We start from the raw sequence: 14,176 nt of genomic DNA on the forward strand, positions 1-14,176 counted from the left end.
CCCTCGCAGGTTGGCCCTTGCCATTCGCTAGTAGTTAGCGTTGAATAACAGACAGTTAATCAACGGTGATCTTCCTACAGAGGACTTTCACCTCATTAGTTCATGCCCATGCTGGGCGTACACAAGGTAGAAAGCCACAGCTCGGGGGCCTGGCTGGGTAAGCGCAAAAACAGCTCAGGAGAGAAGTAATACACCAGGGCACTGCAAAGCACGGCAAAGGGCAGAAACAACGCCATCTGACGGACAATACAGCTCCCGCAGCCCTGTATATGCCATAAACGAAAGCGCTTGAATTTGGGATCGGATAACAGAAGATACAGGCACAGCAAGCTGACCAGCACCAGCAGGGGCATCAGCCAGACTCCCGGACGCTGCAGAAAAAAAGCCACCCCCAGGGGCAGACAGATAAACAAGACGATCATTTCAAGCCAGCGGTGAACCGGCATCTGTTGTCCTCCCGATTAACCCGCACAGTATAAAGGTATATACAAAATCGCTACTGTTCTGCAACTCCATGAACAAAATTTGTCCCCCTTGCACTGCTGAGTTACCTACACTTATCCGTCTAATGAGAACCACAACCTCCCAGAGTAAGACAAGGAGACAGCATGGATAAGGTTATGTTGATTACAGGTGCCTCCAGTGGTATTGGAGAGGCCACCGCCAGACTCGCCGCCAAACAAGGGATGAGACTCATTCTTACCGCCCGAAGTGCAGACAAGCTGAACAGCCTGGTGAACGAACTTGGCAGGGATCAGACCATGGCCGTCCCCGCCGATGCCACAGCGCCCGAAGAACTGGAACAGGTCATTAAAGCCGGCATAGACAGATTCGGCCGGCTGGATGTGGCTTTTGCCAATGCGGGCACTGGGGTGGAGCACCCCGGAGTGGAAAAAGGCGCCCCGCAGGAGTGGCGCAAGATGATTGACGTCAATGTGATGGCCCTGCTGTACACGGCAAAGTACGCCCTGCCCCATCTGCATCAAAGCCGGGGACAGTTTATCCTCACTGCGTCAGCCGCAGGCCGTCGGGCCCTGAAAGGCTCCGTCTACGGCGCCTCAAAATGGTTTGCCTACGGTTTCGGCCAGAACCTGGCTGAGGAAATGGCCGAATGGCAGGGCCGCTGCACCACCATCTGCCCGGGCATGGTGAATACGCCCTTTTTCGATGAGCCCAAACCCGGCAAACTTGCCGCCGAAGATGTGGCCGACGCAGTCCTGCACGCCATCAATGCCGATCCAAGAAACAATGTGCGGGAGATTTTTCTGATGCCTAATGACTAGAAGAGAGTCTGTCATAGCGTTATCTCCGCTTCACAATTCATCGAACAGGTCTGAGTGAAGTGGCAATATCATGCTACGGACTCCCTTCCCATAACCTCTTTGGTTTGGTGGCAAGACTAAGACAGGATGTCTACAACGCCTGGTTTCTCTACTACTGTGAGTGTCTCAGTGGCATACAACCGGCCTGGAGATAAAACATGACTATTCGAACAAAAATGCTGATTGCCTTCGGCGTCACACTGGTGCTGATCGTTGTCGCCATGCTGGCGGAGCAAATCGCGGTAGCCAAAAACGAGCGACAGCTTGAGGCAAGCCAGACCCGATACCTGTCCTATTAGCTGGCGGATGAATTTCGCCACAGTTCAATGAACCTGACCCGCCTGGCCAGAAGCTATGCGGCGACCGGCCAGCAGAAATACTGGGACGCCTACTTTGACATCGTTAACTGGCGTAGCGGCAAAACTGCGCGCCCGGTCGACGTCAATGAGGCCCTGTATCCGGGTCAGAAAATCGCCCAGAAGAACATCATGCAGGAATTGAACTTCTCAGCAGAGGAATTGGCGCTGCTGGATGAAGCTGCCGGCTATTCCAATGCCCTCATCGAAACCGAAACCCAGGCCATGGAGTCGGTCAGACAAGACAGGGTGGTCGCCGGGCCCTTCGCCCCCCTGCCAGGCGAAAGCGTGCAATCTTTCGCCCTGCGCATCTTGTTTGATGATCAGTATCATCAGGAAGTGGACAAGATCATGGCGCCGGTCAACCGTTTCTTCAAAGAGCTTGATCGACGCACCCGTCAACAACTGGAAGTGGCCAGTGCAGAAGCCAGCTTCTGGTTAAATATGGCGTTTTTCATGCAAATGCTGGTGGGAATTATGGTGCTGCTGTTCGCCTGGTTGGCGGTCAAAATACTGTTTAATCCGCTGAACAAGATGGTCACCACCATACGCTCCGTGGATATGGGCAGGGGGGACCTGAACATCAGCCAGCGCCTGGATGAAAAAGGACAACCTGAACTGTCTTCCCTGGCCAGGAGTTTCAACCTGTTCAGTAACAGCCTGCAGTCGCTGGTGGAAAAATTCGGTTACTCCATCACCGAACTTAAGGCTTCCTCTGGCCACTTGCTGAATATCGCCGAGCAGACCGATAACTCAGTATCCAAACAGCAGGAAAGCCTGGACCAAATCGCCACCGCCGTAAATGAGATGGTGGCCACAGTGCAGGATGTCACACGCAATGCGGCTGAAGCCTCTTCCACTGCGCAGGGCGCTGACCGCGAAGCGGCGGAGGGAATCAAAATCGTCGAGCAGGCTATCTCGAGCATGGAGCGCCTGGCCAAAGAAATCTCCACGGCATCAGACGCCATTCTGCTGGTTGAAAAAGACAGCAATACCATCTCAACCATTCTGGATGTGATTAAAGGCATTGCCGATCAGACGAATCTGTTGGCCCTGAACGCCGCCATTGAAGCGGCCAGAGCCGGTGAACAGGGACGGGGCTTTGCCGTGGTGGCGGACGAAGTTCGCTCTCTGGCAGCGCGAACGCAGGACTCCACCACGGAAATCCAGACCATGATCGCCAGTTTGCAAGACAACTCCAAGCAAGCCGTGGACACCATGAGCGCAAGCAATCAGCAGGCCGGGACCTGTGTCGACAATACGGCCAAAGCAGGTGAGGTGCTGACCAGTATTTCCGGGCGTATCGCCACTATCTCAGACATGAACACCCAGATAGCCACTGCCACGGAAGAACAGAGTGTGGTAGCCGAGGAAATCAGTCGGCACATCCACGAAGTACTGACCGAGGTGAATCAGTCAGCTTCTGCGGCAAAGCAAACTGCCCAGAACAGTGACGGTATCAGTCAGGTGGCTGAAGATCTGTCCTCTATGTTGAATAAGTTCAAATACTAAACCGGGAAGGAACACGTCGCGATGCGACTGGCAAAATGATCAATAAGCTTCGCCGGACCCGCGTTAATCCAGTGACGGGGTCCTCCCACCTGTTTCCGTGGTCCGCCACATGGCAATGCCGGCAAAACCGTAAATGACTGACAAAGCCAGCACCAGAAAGTGATACCACAGATATGGCAGGTAAGTCATGGTCGCCACCCCCAGGGTGCCAGCCATGAACACCCCGCCATCTGACCAGGGCACCATGGGCGTGGTAATGGTCCCGCCGGCCTCGGTATTGCGCGACAGCACGCGCCTGTCGATGCCCATGGCCTCGTAATTCGTGCGGGTGATGGTACTGGCGGTGATCAGCGACACATAAGCCGCCCCACCGAGAAAATTACCCAGAAAGCCGGCAAACAGGGTCGACACACCCAGCCTGCCCGGCGTATGCGCCCAGCGCTGCAACCGATTGGCGATGGTTCCCAATACCCCGGTCACCTCCATCAGTCCACCCAGCCCCAGGGCCAGCAGGACCAGAATGATTACCTCAAACATGGACGCCATACCGCCGCGGTTGAGCAGGCTGCTGAGCAGCCCCAGTCCCTCTTCCACCCGGTTGCCCCCGTACAGGCTGCTGATGGCCTCCACCAGTGGTTGCTGCTGGAACAGGATCGCCCATACCACGCCCAGCAGCGCGCCAAGGCAAATCACCGGTACGGAGGGATAACGCATGGCCAGCAAACCGACCACCACCAAAGCCGGCACCAGCATCACCCAGCCGATACTAAAGCTGCCCTCAAGTACCGCCATAGCCTGTTGGGCCTGGTTCAACTCTCCTGCTCCCTGGTAGTGCCAGCCGGCGAACAGAAACAATAAAAAAGTGATCAACAGCGCCGGCGCACTGACCGTCAGCATGGACTTGATATGATCTACCAGGCCCACTTCGCACAACGAGGCAGTCATGACAGTGGTGTCGGACAGGGGCGACAATTTATCTCCCACATAGGCGCCGCAGATGGCGGCGCCGGCGACTATCGGCAGGGGAATACCAAATCCCGCCCCAATGCCCATCATGGCAATACCGGCGGTGCCGATGGTGCCAAACGAGGTGCCGGTGGCCAGCGAAGTAATGGCGCAGATAACAAAAGCGCCGGGTAAAAACCAATCCGGGCTCATAACAGACAAGCCGTAGTAGATAATGTTGGGCACGATCCCGCCTACCATCCAAGTGCCGATCAGGGCCCCTACGGCAATCAATACCAGCACCGCGTCCATGCCGTGATGAATCCCCGTGGTGATGCCTTTTTGCATGCTGGCGTAATCCAGCCCCAGCCACCGTCCCAGGCCCATGACCAGAAACCAACTGGCCAGCAGCGCCAGGTGGATAGGCAACGCCCAATGCTGCACGAACAGAAAAATCACCCCGATAATGGCGACGGCCAGCAGCCATACATGGACTAAACCGGGTTGTCTGACCGGGGGATAGGTTTGCATAGGCGTTCCTGTTTATATTTATTCTGTAGGTATTGACGTCGGCCTCTGCCAGCCAGACAGTTCAAAAAGCGCACAAGCCAACCTACCCCATATCAGAAAAACTCACAATGCTATCAGGCTGATAGCGCAAGCATTGCCGCTTTGAACGGGATGGAAAACCACTACAAGGGCACCCTGTTCTTTGTCAGTGCCTTGCCTCACACTTTATAAGTATCCATACTGCAACTGAGGTGGGAGGAAGCATCTCATCTGTCGGCTATCCTTTAGCCTGTGCATCTGTCAAACGGAGTTGAGAAATGAAAAGCAAGAGTCTGATCCTTCTGTGCCTGTCAGGCCTTCTGGTCAATGGCTGTTCGGTATTGCCCCTGCAAACAAAGATTAAAGAAAACCATTTCAGGTTTGAGAATTTCAAACGAGACATCGAAAACGACAAAGAATACGTGCATCTGTTGTGTGCCAACCACAAGCCGGTTGGCTGGACACAGCCGAAACAATACCCCAGTGGCGAGCATGATTTATGGGTGCGAGCCGTCACTTATCGATCACATATACCCCACAGCCGCAAGGAAGCCTTTGCCCATATTAAAGTGACCCTTGAGCCTGAAAAAAGCTACATGCTGAACAGGGAAATCAGGGGCGATAAGATCGCCATGTGGATCCAGGAAGTGGACACCGGCACTTGTGTCTCCGAAGTTGTGACGGCACAACTGGAACGACCTCTGGGCTGGGATTACCACCAGCGGGTACAGCAATGCCGGCAAGGCTCTATCTAGCCTGAGGGCTGATACCTGGCTGCTAAACTTGTTTGGTAAGCTTCAGCAAGGAGACCCCTTGGCTGTACATATTCTGGCTTAAACAGGAGAAAACCATGCGGGATCCAGACAAGTCGCTTTTCTGTGTTATGACAGGGAAAAACAGTACCCAAAAGAGAGCTCAGAGCCTTAATCGGCAAAGTTTTCTGACGGGCAGGCCTGTATTGGGTTGTCTGTTTTTACTATGCCTTTTATCCATGGCCGTCCAGGCAAACTCATCTGACGGAAACTCTGGCGACGGCGCAGAAGTGATTATTGGCCAGTTCAAGTCAGAACAGGCTAAGTTCCGGGTTACGCGCCTGGTGGGAGATCTTGACCACCCCTGGGCGGTGGACTGGTTACCCGATGGCCGCATGCTGATTACGGAGCGCAAAGGCACCCTCTTTCTGGTCGATGGCGGCCAACGCACCAAGCTCTCGGGTGTACCGGCTGTCTGGGCCCAGAATCAGGGCGGGTTGCTCGACGTGGCCGTGGCGCCGGATTATGAAAAAACCGGCTGGATATACCTGACCTACTCCCTTCGCGAACAAGACAAGGGCGGCACAGTGGTCGCCCGCGCCCGACTCGAAGGCTCAGGACTTAAAGATCTACAGGAAATCTATCGGCAGACCCCCTTTCTCAAGCCAAGCTATCATTTCGGTTCCCGTATCGCTTTTCTGAACGATGGCACCTTTCTGGTAACCCTGGGGGAACGCGGTCAACGCCGCGAAAAAACCGTGGACATTCCGACCCCGTCCACCTCAGTAGGCGCCACAGTACGACTGAATATGGACGGCTCGGTTCCCCAGGACAACCCCTTCGTAGGGCAGCCGGACGTCCGGGAGGAAGTTTACAGCTATGGCCATCGAAACGCGCAAGGTATGGCGGTGCATCCAGACACAGGGGCCATCTGGCAGCATGAACACGGCCCCCACGGCGGAGATGAGCTGAACCTTATTGAGGCCGGCAACAACTACGGCTGGCCCGCAGTGAGCTACGGCGACACTTACTCGGACCAGACGCCGATAGGCGGAACCACGGCACCGGGGACTACCGATCCCGTCAAGTACTGGGACCCCTCACCCGCATTCTCCGGCATGGCCTTCTACACTGGAGATAAGTTTCCCGACTGGCAGGGTGATCTCTTTCTCGGCACCCTCGCCCACCAATCAGTCCTGCGTCTGGAGCTCAGCAAAGACAATAAAGTGGTACATCAGGAAGAGCTGCTGCGCCAAAAAATAGGGCGCATCCGCGATGTGGCTTTGGGACCGGACGGCTACCTCTACCTCCTTACCGATATGTCAGACGGCGGACTCTACCGCTTGGAGCCGGTCCGGGACCGATAGCAGCGGCTTATACACAAAAAAAGGGGCTATCAGAGATAGTCAGGTCCCCTCCACGCTGTTGTTGACTTCGGCTGTCAAGATGCCAAAGCGGCTTTGCTCAAGGTAGAGCCGTTGGAGCGCCTGTTCCGTGCCAGCGAACTCTGGCCGGTGACCCTCAAATGCCGTAGTTCTTTCATCAGATTCAGAATAGAAGTGCAGTCTTTGCCCTGTGCTTCTATATCTGACGATCTCAGGCATTTGTGCTCAGCTCAAAACCTTCATCCAGCCAGCCGGTCACGCCGCCAATCATCTTTTTTACCGGACGACCCAACCTGGCCAGTCTTATGGCGGCCTTCTCGGTGGCGTTGCAATGGGGGCCGGCACAATAGACTACAAAGATGGTATCGTCGGGGTAATCCTGCAGCGTCTGCTCATTGATTTTTGCATGGGGCAATATCACTGCTCCCTGGATAAAACCTTTGCCGGCGGTTTCCTCACCGCGCACATCCAACAACACAAAATCCTGCAGATCGTGCGTCATGGCGTAGTGCACATCCCAGCAATCGGTTTCAAATCTCAGCAGGTTCTGAAAGTGTTCCAGGGCTTCACTGCTTACGGCGGGTCTGGGTCTGATCACGGTAGATGGCATAGATGTTCTCCTTGGTGGCGTAATGGAGTGCTGATTATGGACCCGGTTCTCAACCTGCATAATTGTCTAAATAGACATTGTTCGATAATATCAGGACATTGGATCTTTTAATGGCTGGTCAATGAAGGTCACCATCCTGCTGACAGGGCCCCTCTCGCTGTTTGAACTGGCCTGCGCCACCGAACTGTTCGCTCTGCCAAGACCGGAATTCGGACAGTGGTACAGCACAGGTCTGGTATCCTTATCCACGAATCAATTCAACGGCCTTTGTCATACCACCCTTGTTTGTGAGCAGGTGGAGGAGCTGCCACCAACAGATCTGCTGGTGATCCCCAGTTATCCGGTCAGCCAGACAGAGGTTGAGAGCAAGCTCTCAGAACAAATCCTCCGACATTATCAACAAGGGGGCCGGGTGATCAGTTTTTGTTCCGGGGCTTTTCTGCTGGCCGAACTGGGCCTGTTCCAAGGCCGCGCAGCCACCACGCACTGGCGCTATGCCGGGCAGTTCAAAGCACGCTTCCCCCATGTGCAATACCAGGATGATGTGTTGTATTTGTATGACGGCCGGGTGGGCTGCTCAGCAGGCAGTGCAGCCGCCATTGATCTTGGCATTGAAGTCATCCGCCGGGACTATGGCTACCATTATGCCAATACGGTGGCCAGGCGACTGGTGCTGCCCGCCCATCGCAGCGGCGGCCAGTCACAGTTCGTGCAAAAACCTCTGGCGGTAGCTAAATCCAGCGTCTCCCAGGTGCTGGACTGGGCAGTGAAACACTTGTCGTCAGAGCTGACAGTCGACCGCTTGGCGCAGCGGGCCAATATGACCCGCCGAACCTTCGACCGACACTTTAAGAAACATTACAACATGACACCGTTGGAGTGGCTGAACGAAAGAAGGCTTGAGGTGGCCAAAACGTTGCTTGAGACCACCAGCCTGTCCATCGATCTCATCGCGCAAAAGGCCGGTTTTGAAAGCCCGGTGACCCTGCGGCATAACTTCAACAAGACGCTGTCAATTTCGCCGAGCAGATACCGGGCCACTTTCCAGAGCAGCCAACAGCAACGGGCATAACCGGACACTTAAAGCTTCAGGCACTGTTTTGGCGAACCGCTGGCAGTGCCCGAATTAACTACCTGGTCCATTTATTCCCGGCATCGCCTTAAATCCCTGCAGGGCGCGTATGCGTTGCATCCAGGCTTGCACATTCTGATACGGTCCCATCTCCAGTCCCCCTTCCCAGGCCAGCCCAATATAGGGAAACACCGCACATTCGGCGATGCTGGGCCTGCCTGCGGCCAGCCATTGATGCTTAGCCAGATGTGCATCCATTAAGCCTAATATGCGCTTACTGCGCGCCTGGGCCAGGTTCAGATCCAAATCCGCGGCAAATTTCTTCCCCAGGCGTGCAGCGGCGGGGCCATGCTGTATTTCGTTGGCGGCAACGGATAACCATTGCATCACCTCCCCCTGCAGATGCGCTTCACCCGGCCACCAGGCCTCGCCACCGTAGCGCCCGGCCAGATACACCAGGATGGCCTGGGCATCGCGCAGTACCAGATTGCCGTCTTTAAGTATGGGTACTTCACACCAGGGGTTCAGGCTTCGCATCGCTTCGCCTTTATGTTCCCCCGCCCGCAGATCCACCGCCACCAGCTCAAGCTCAATATCAGCCAGCGCCGCAAACAAACGCACCTTGTAGCAGTTACCGGATCCGTCCAAATCATAGAGTGTCATCATCAGTCCCCTCCCCGGGTATTAGTTGATTGAATTCAAGTACATTGCCGTCAGGATCGCGGATGAACAGCGCCACCCGGCGCGGACCGATACGTTTGGGGCCTTCAGTAATCTTTACGCCCTCCTTGCCAAGCCAGGCCTGGAACTGCTCAATATCGGCCACCAGAAACGCCGGATGGGTCACACCCGGCAGCTTGACTGGTTCATCCAGCAATACATTGCGCCTGCCTGATCGCTGGGCGCCGTTAAATATCAGATTGATACGTACCCCTGCCTGGGTGACCATTTCATTGGCTTCGCCCGAAGGGATCTTGTAGGTTTCCCGAAACCCCAGGCGTGCGTAGAAATTCAGCGAGCGCCGCCGGTTGGACACTCTGATGCCCACATGGTCATAGCCGATGGCGGGCTGTGGACACTCTGCCAGGTTTGGATTCATAGGCCTCTCCAAGTTTGTTGACTGATTAGTTGACGTCAGTGTGACAGCTTTCAAATATCAAGATAATCCGCTATTTTTGGGAAATATATTCTCGAAAATTGGAACAATATTGGATCGCCTCGAAGCCATGTCCATGCTGGTTGCAGTAACAGAAGCAGGCAGTTTCTCTGCAGCCAGCAAGGCCCTCAAGGTGCCGCTGGCCACCCTCAGCCGCAAAATAGCCGAGCTTGAAAGACAGCTAGGGACCCGCTTATTGCTGCGCACCACCAGAAAGCTCAGCCTGACCGACGCCGGGCTGGGCTATGTGGCCGCCTCGCGGCGCATCCTTGAACAAGTGGAAGAAGCAGAACGGGAGGCAACCGGTGAATACACACAGCCAAAAGGCGAACTGGTGATCACCGCACCGCTGATGTTTGGTCGTTTACATGTACTGCCTGTGGCCAGCGACTTTCTGGCCAGATTCCCCGATATCAATATTCGTTTACTGCTGGCCGATCACATACTCGACCTGATCGAGGAGCAGGTGGATATGGCGGTCAGAATAGGCAGATTGCCCGACAGCTCCATGGTGGCGACCCCGATAGGCCATATTCGCATTGTTACCTGCGCCAGCCCCTCATTACTGACCCTACAGGGGATGCCCCAAAGGCCTCAGGATCTCTTGCAAATGCCCTGTATCACTGCCGACGCACCTAATTCCAGGCCGAACTGGCGTTATGCCTGTCCTGATAACCCGGAACTTATCCCCGTTGCGGTTCAGTCTCGTCTGTCCGTGACCAATAGTGATTCGGCTGTGCAGGCCGCGATCCGGGGTGTGGGTGTCACCCGGGTATTGCACTATCAGGCCGCCGAGGCTCTTCAGGACGGCAAGCTTCAGATTATCCTGCCAGAATACGAGCCGCCGCCCCTGCCCGTGCATCTGCTGCACGTTTCACGTGGATTGATGCCCCTTAAAATGCGCCGTTTTCTGGACTTCGCCGCCCCAAGGCTTCGTGAGAGTGTAAAGAAGGTGTCTGTGATTTAGCAGGGCTGGTTTTAAACAGCCCTATGTTTAGTGAGTGAGTAAAATAAGAAAAGCCTATTGGTATTCCTGTTACGCAGCCGCCGGAATTCTCGCAATCACCTTGATCTCAAAATCGAAGCCGGCCAGCCAGTTCACCCCCACTGCAGTCCAGTTTGGGTAAGGACGCTGGCTGAATACCTGTTCCTTCACCTCCATAATGGCACCGAACTGATTTTCAGGATCCGTATGAAAAGTCGTCACATCGACGATATCAGCAAACGTGCAGCCAGCCGCCGCCAGTACGGCGCTGAGATTCTCAAACGCCAACTCAACCTGGCGTTTAAATTCCGGCTCGGGTGTACCGTCCGCCCGGCTGCCCACCTGCCCGGAAACAAACAGCAGATCAGCGGATTTAATCGCTGCAGAGTAGCCATGCGCCTCATAGAGTGCATGTCTGTTGGCGGGAAATATGGCTTCGCGTTGTGTCATTGGGGCCTCATTAAGAATGTTCAATATATAGGTTGGCTGCCGTGAAGCCTTCAACGCTCCACCGACAGCCCCTTGATTTTGCAACGGGATGCAGGGAAGATAATTCACATACATCTCGTATATAAAATAGTTCACATACGCAATGCATGTCAAACTTCAGATACGACTCGTATGTCATGTTGCGAAGGGGAAAGGTGGTGAAAAAACGCGCACAGACCATGGCACAAAACCGTGCCAAGCTGATTTCAGCGGCACGAGTAGCTTTTGCAAAAAAGGGGTATGCGGCTGCCTCAATGGATGATCTGACCTCGGCGGTGGGGTTAACGCGGGGCGCTCTGTACCACAATTTCGGCGATAAGCGTGGGCTGCTGGCGGCGGTGGTGGATCAGATTGACTCAGAAATGGCCTCATCTGCCCAGCAAGCCGGGGCCCAGGCGGGTGATGAATGGCAGGGCCTGCTCGCAGAGGGCGCGGCCTATATTGAGATGGCCCTGGATCCGGAAGTTCAGCGCATTGTGTTGCTGGATGGACCGGCGGTCCTTGGCGATCCCTCTCAGTGGCCCAGTCAGAGCAGTTGCCTGCAGGTAACCAGACAGACGGTGGAGCGGTTGATCGCCGGCGGCACAATGAAACCCGTGGATGCCGAGGCGGCCGCCCGACTGCTAAATGGCGCTGCGCTCAATGCTGCCCTGTGGGTGGCGGCCAGCACCAGCCCCAAAACGGTGTTGCCCAAGGCCGTTGAGGCTTTTCGGGCTTTAGCTGGTGGGCTGCTTGCGAAACCGGACTGAAGACCGAAGAAGAAACCGGCCCAGGGCCGGTTTCTTCTTCGGGTGCCCAGACAGGGGGATTAGCGTTCAGTCACCTGGTAGACGGTCACTGTGCCGCTGACTTCGTTGCCGATAAGCAGCAACGGGTTGCCGTTGGGGCTGTTGGCAGCGGGCACGAACTTGATGCTCTCCGGTCCCAGATCGCCGGCGTTGGGTACGTCGGTACAATCCATACCTTCGGCTTCGTCACAAGGATTGTCCAGGTCGTCATCCAGTTCGAAGTCCACATCAAAGTCACGGTTATTGTAGTGGGCTACAAAGGCGGCCTGGAAGGGGTTGGTGATGTCATACACGAACAGATCGCCGGAGCGCTCCTGGCCGATAAAGGCATAGGTACGGTCTTCGATCACCCCCACATCCACGGCTTCAGGCTCGCCGCCCTTGTCATCTGAGCGGTTGTCACCCTTATTTTCAGTGTGGGCACTGTTAAAGTTATTACCCAGCACCGAGGCCGCAATCCTGCCGAAATCGTCACCTGAGTCGTAGACCAGGTTGACGTTCTGATCCCAGATAGAGAAAGAGCGGGCCCCGTAAGCGTACAAGGCTTCCACTTCACCGTTGCTGTCGGCATCACCCAGCACGGACGTCACCTTCAGGCGTCCCAGGCCATCTTCGCCCCCAGTGGCGTCGTACAGGGCCTGCAGTTGTGTGCTGAAGGTCATGTTCAGCGCATCCGGGTCGATAAAATCCGCCGCGCGGATATCTTCCGAAAACGCATCCCAGTCGCGGGCGTCGCCCTCGTTGGCTGACACGATAAAGACAGCGCCGTTCCAGGTGTAGGAGGCCAGGGAATCGGGCTGGTACATGCCGTAGACATTGGGCAGGTTACGGAACGAGGCCACTTCGTCTTCGTTGGTGAAGTCGATGCCGTAGTCGGCCCAGTCCTTGAAGCCCAGGGCTTTGACTTCGATAGTCATGTCTTCCAGGTCAATAATGCCGATGGCGTTGGCTTCCTGCAGGGACACATAGGCCTTTTCACCGTTGGCAGCCACGGTGATGTACTCCGGCTCCAAATCCTGCGCCACACTGGTGCCCGCGGGACCGGCGAACTTGACGCCGGCTGCCTGCAGCAAGGCCCTGCGCTTGGCATCGGTATCGTAATCCTCATCGTCAAGCAGGTCGCTGCTGAAAATCATGTCGCTGGTCAGGTTGATTTGGCCGGCCAGATCCGCCGGCACACCGTCGGTAATGCTGATCAGGCTGATGGAGCCCTCAGGATCCAGGTTGTAGTCGGTATCAGGTTCGCCTTCGTTGGCCACCAGGACCTTACTTCCGTCGGGGGTGAAGGTCAGCATATCAGGCAGGGCGCCGGCAGAGACGGCCTTGACAAAGGTGCCCTCCCCCAGGGCATTCAAGGTGTAGAAGAGCACGGCGCCGGTGCCGGTTTTCTGTTCAGCGGCAACGGCGATGGCCAGCAGATCGCCGTGGATGGCGAGGGAGTTGGCTTCCCCCAGGGTCAGGGTTATGTCCAAACCATCGGCATCTTTTACCGTTACTGAATCGGGGAAAGTAAAAGCGGTGGAGCTCAGACTGTCGTCCGCTACCGGGTTGCCCACGGCTGCCGTCGGCAGATCGGCCAGGGAGATCACTTCAATCTGGTTGTCGGCGGCGTTGATGGCAAAGGCCGAGTTGGAACCCTGATGGAACTGCACTATCTCTGCGGCAGCCTTGCCGTAGGTACCGGTATTGAAGCGGCCCACCACCTCGATGCTGAGTTCACGGGGAAGATCTTTGCCATCCTGGCCCGCTGCACCATCCTGACCGGCGACGCCGTCCTGGCCGGCAGGGCCCGGATCACCGTCGTCACCCTCTAAAGCACAGCCGGCCAGAGCAGAAATGATGGTTAGCGCCAATATGCAAGATTTAAGGCTCATTTTTCTTTCCTTTTTAGTAAGTTACGTAAGTCGGTTTAATCGTTTACTGTAACGGAGGAAAGATTGCAGAATAATGACGCTAAAATGACGGTTTTATGCTCGCCGGCAAAGGTGAGCTCCCAGCCTCCCCTGGGGTGGAATCCGCTTTATCCATACAACACAGAGTAAATAGCTGCCCCGAAAAATAGTTGGTGCAGCCGCTTCATACATCTTTGCTGCACAAAAAACGGTTACCAAACACTGGAACGGATTCAGTGACCTTCTCCCCAGATTTAACACCATGACTTTGATGAGATTTCCAATAAACTGGAGCCAATGGAGATCTCAGAATGAAAAAACGTTATACCGAAGAACAAATCATCAAGGCCATTAAGCAGCATG

15 protein-coding genes are annotated in these 14,176 nt (G+C 55.4%); 8 read left to right on the forward strand and 7 right to left on the reverse strand.

Translation table 11 applies throughout. The features are described 5' to 3' along the window. Window positions 1-95 precede the first annotated feature (95 nt). On the reverse strand, window positions 96-446 hold the full coding sequence (locus J0A66_RS21170) for a hypothetical protein (protein ID WP_206575862.1): 351 nt from the start codon (window positions 444-446) through the stop codon (window positions 96-98). A gap of 162 nt (window positions 447-608) precedes the next feature. Here J0A66_RS21170 and J0A66_RS21175 point away from each other — a divergent pair, with 162 nt between their 5' ends. The 3 genes from J0A66_RS21175 to J0A66_RS21185 all read left to right on the forward strand — a co-directional run bounded on the left by J0A66_RS21175 (window position 609) and on the right by J0A66_RS21185 (window position 3,190). After that, window positions 609-1,283 carry an SDR family oxidoreductase gene (locus J0A66_RS21175; RefSeq protein ID WP_206575863.1) on the forward strand — a complete coding sequence of 225 codons (675 nt, stop codon included), beginning with the start codon at window positions 609-611 and terminating at the stop codon, window positions 1,281-1,283. A 197-nt stretch (window positions 1,284-1,480) separates the two neighbouring features. Beyond that, entirely contained in the window at window positions 1,481-1,621 is a 141-nt protein-coding gene (locus tag J0A66_RS21180; RefSeq protein WP_206575864.1) for a hypothetical protein, read from the forward strand. Window positions 1,622-1,648: 27 nt separating this feature from the next. Next, entirely contained in the window at window positions 1,649-3,190 is a 1,542-nt protein-coding gene (locus J0A66_RS21185; RefSeq protein ID WP_206575865.1) for a methyl-accepting chemotaxis protein, read from the forward strand. A 63-nt stretch (window positions 3,191-3,253) separates the two neighbouring features. On the opposite strand, the gene nhaC is transcribed toward J0A66_RS21185, so the two are convergent. Continuing rightward, window positions 3,254-4,666 carry a Na+/H+ antiporter NhaC gene (gene nhaC / locus J0A66_RS21190; protein ID WP_206575866.1) on the reverse strand — a complete coding sequence of 471 codons (1,413 nt, stop codon included), beginning with the start codon at window positions 4,664-4,666 and terminating at the stop codon, window positions 3,254-3,256. 296 nt (window positions 4,667-4,962) lie between these two features. On the opposite strand from nhaC, the gene J0A66_RS21195 reads away from it, so the two are divergent. Together J0A66_RS21195 and J0A66_RS21200 are read left to right on the forward strand one after the other, a co-directional pair. Beyond that, entirely contained in the window at window positions 4,963-5,439 is a 477-nt protein-coding gene (locus tag J0A66_RS21195) for a hypothetical protein (RefSeq protein ID WP_206575867.1), read from the forward strand. Window positions 5,440-5,675: 236 nt separating this feature from the next. Further along, entirely contained in the window at window positions 5,676-6,803 is a 1,128-nt protein-coding gene (locus tag J0A66_RS21200; protein ID WP_206575868.1) for a PQQ-dependent sugar dehydrogenase, read from the forward strand. A 229-nt stretch (window positions 6,804-7,032) separates the two neighbouring features. On the opposite strand, the gene J0A66_RS21205 is transcribed toward J0A66_RS21200, so the two are convergent. Next, window positions 7,033-7,431: a rhodanese-like domain-containing protein gene (locus J0A66_RS21205; protein WP_206575869.1), complete on the reverse strand. Its 399-nt coding sequence runs from the start codon at window positions 7,429-7,431 to the stop codon at window positions 7,033-7,035. A 121-nt stretch (window positions 7,432-7,552) separates the two neighbouring features. Here J0A66_RS21205 and J0A66_RS21210 point away from each other — a divergent pair, with 121 nt between their 5' ends. Continuing rightward, window positions 7,553-8,503 carry a GlxA family transcriptional regulator gene (locus J0A66_RS21210; protein WP_206575870.1) on the forward strand — a complete coding sequence of 317 codons (951 nt, stop codon included), beginning with the start codon at window positions 7,553-7,555 and terminating at the stop codon, window positions 8,501-8,503. Between the two features lie 54 nt (window positions 8,504-8,557). Here J0A66_RS21210 and J0A66_RS21215 read toward each other — a convergent pair whose 3' ends face one another. Beyond that, entirely contained in the window at window positions 8,558-9,169 is a 612-nt protein-coding gene (locus J0A66_RS21215; RefSeq protein ID WP_241264362.1) for a glutathione S-transferase family protein, read from the reverse strand. After that, window positions 9,153-9,602, reverse strand: a complete 450-nt coding sequence (locus tag J0A66_RS21220) for a VOC family protein (RefSeq protein WP_206575871.1) — start codon at window positions 9,600-9,602, stop codon at window positions 9,153-9,155. The genes J0A66_RS21215 and J0A66_RS21220 overlap by 17 nt, the downstream gene beginning before the upstream one ends. 109 nt (window positions 9,603-9,711) lie before the next feature. Between J0A66_RS21220 and J0A66_RS21225 the strand changes: the two genes are divergently transcribed. Then, window positions 9,712-10,626, forward strand: a complete 915-nt coding sequence (locus tag J0A66_RS21225; protein ID WP_206575872.1) for a LysR family transcriptional regulator — start codon at window positions 9,712-9,714, stop codon at window positions 10,624-10,626. Window positions 10,627-10,695: 69 nt separating this feature from the next. On the opposite strand, the gene J0A66_RS21230 is transcribed toward J0A66_RS21225, so the two are convergent. Further along, window positions 10,696-11,094, reverse strand: coding sequence for a RidA family protein (locus J0A66_RS21230; RefSeq protein WP_206575873.1), 399 nt, complete (start codon window positions 11,092-11,094; stop codon window positions 10,696-10,698). A 197-nt stretch (window positions 11,095-11,291) separates the two neighbouring features. On the opposite strand from J0A66_RS21230, the gene J0A66_RS21235 reads away from it, so the two are divergent. Next, window positions 11,292-11,882 carry a TetR family C-terminal domain-containing protein gene (locus J0A66_RS21235; RefSeq protein ID WP_206575874.1) on the forward strand — a complete coding sequence of 197 codons (591 nt, stop codon included), beginning with the start codon at window positions 11,292-11,294 and terminating at the stop codon, window positions 11,880-11,882. Between the two features lie 59 nt (window positions 11,883-11,941). Here J0A66_RS21235 and J0A66_RS21240 read toward each other — a convergent pair whose 3' ends face one another. Beyond that, a complete protein-coding gene (locus tag J0A66_RS21240; protein WP_206575875.1) occupies window positions 11,942-13,795 on the reverse strand; it encodes a choice-of-anchor I family protein in 1,854 nt (617 codons plus the stop codon). Window positions 13,796-14,176 lie beyond the last annotated feature (381 nt).

The organism is Bowmanella dokdonensis (assembly GCF_017254865.1).
Lineage (GTDB): Bacteria > Pseudomonadota > Gammaproteobacteria > Enterobacterales > Alteromonadaceae > Bowmanella > Bowmanella dokdonensis.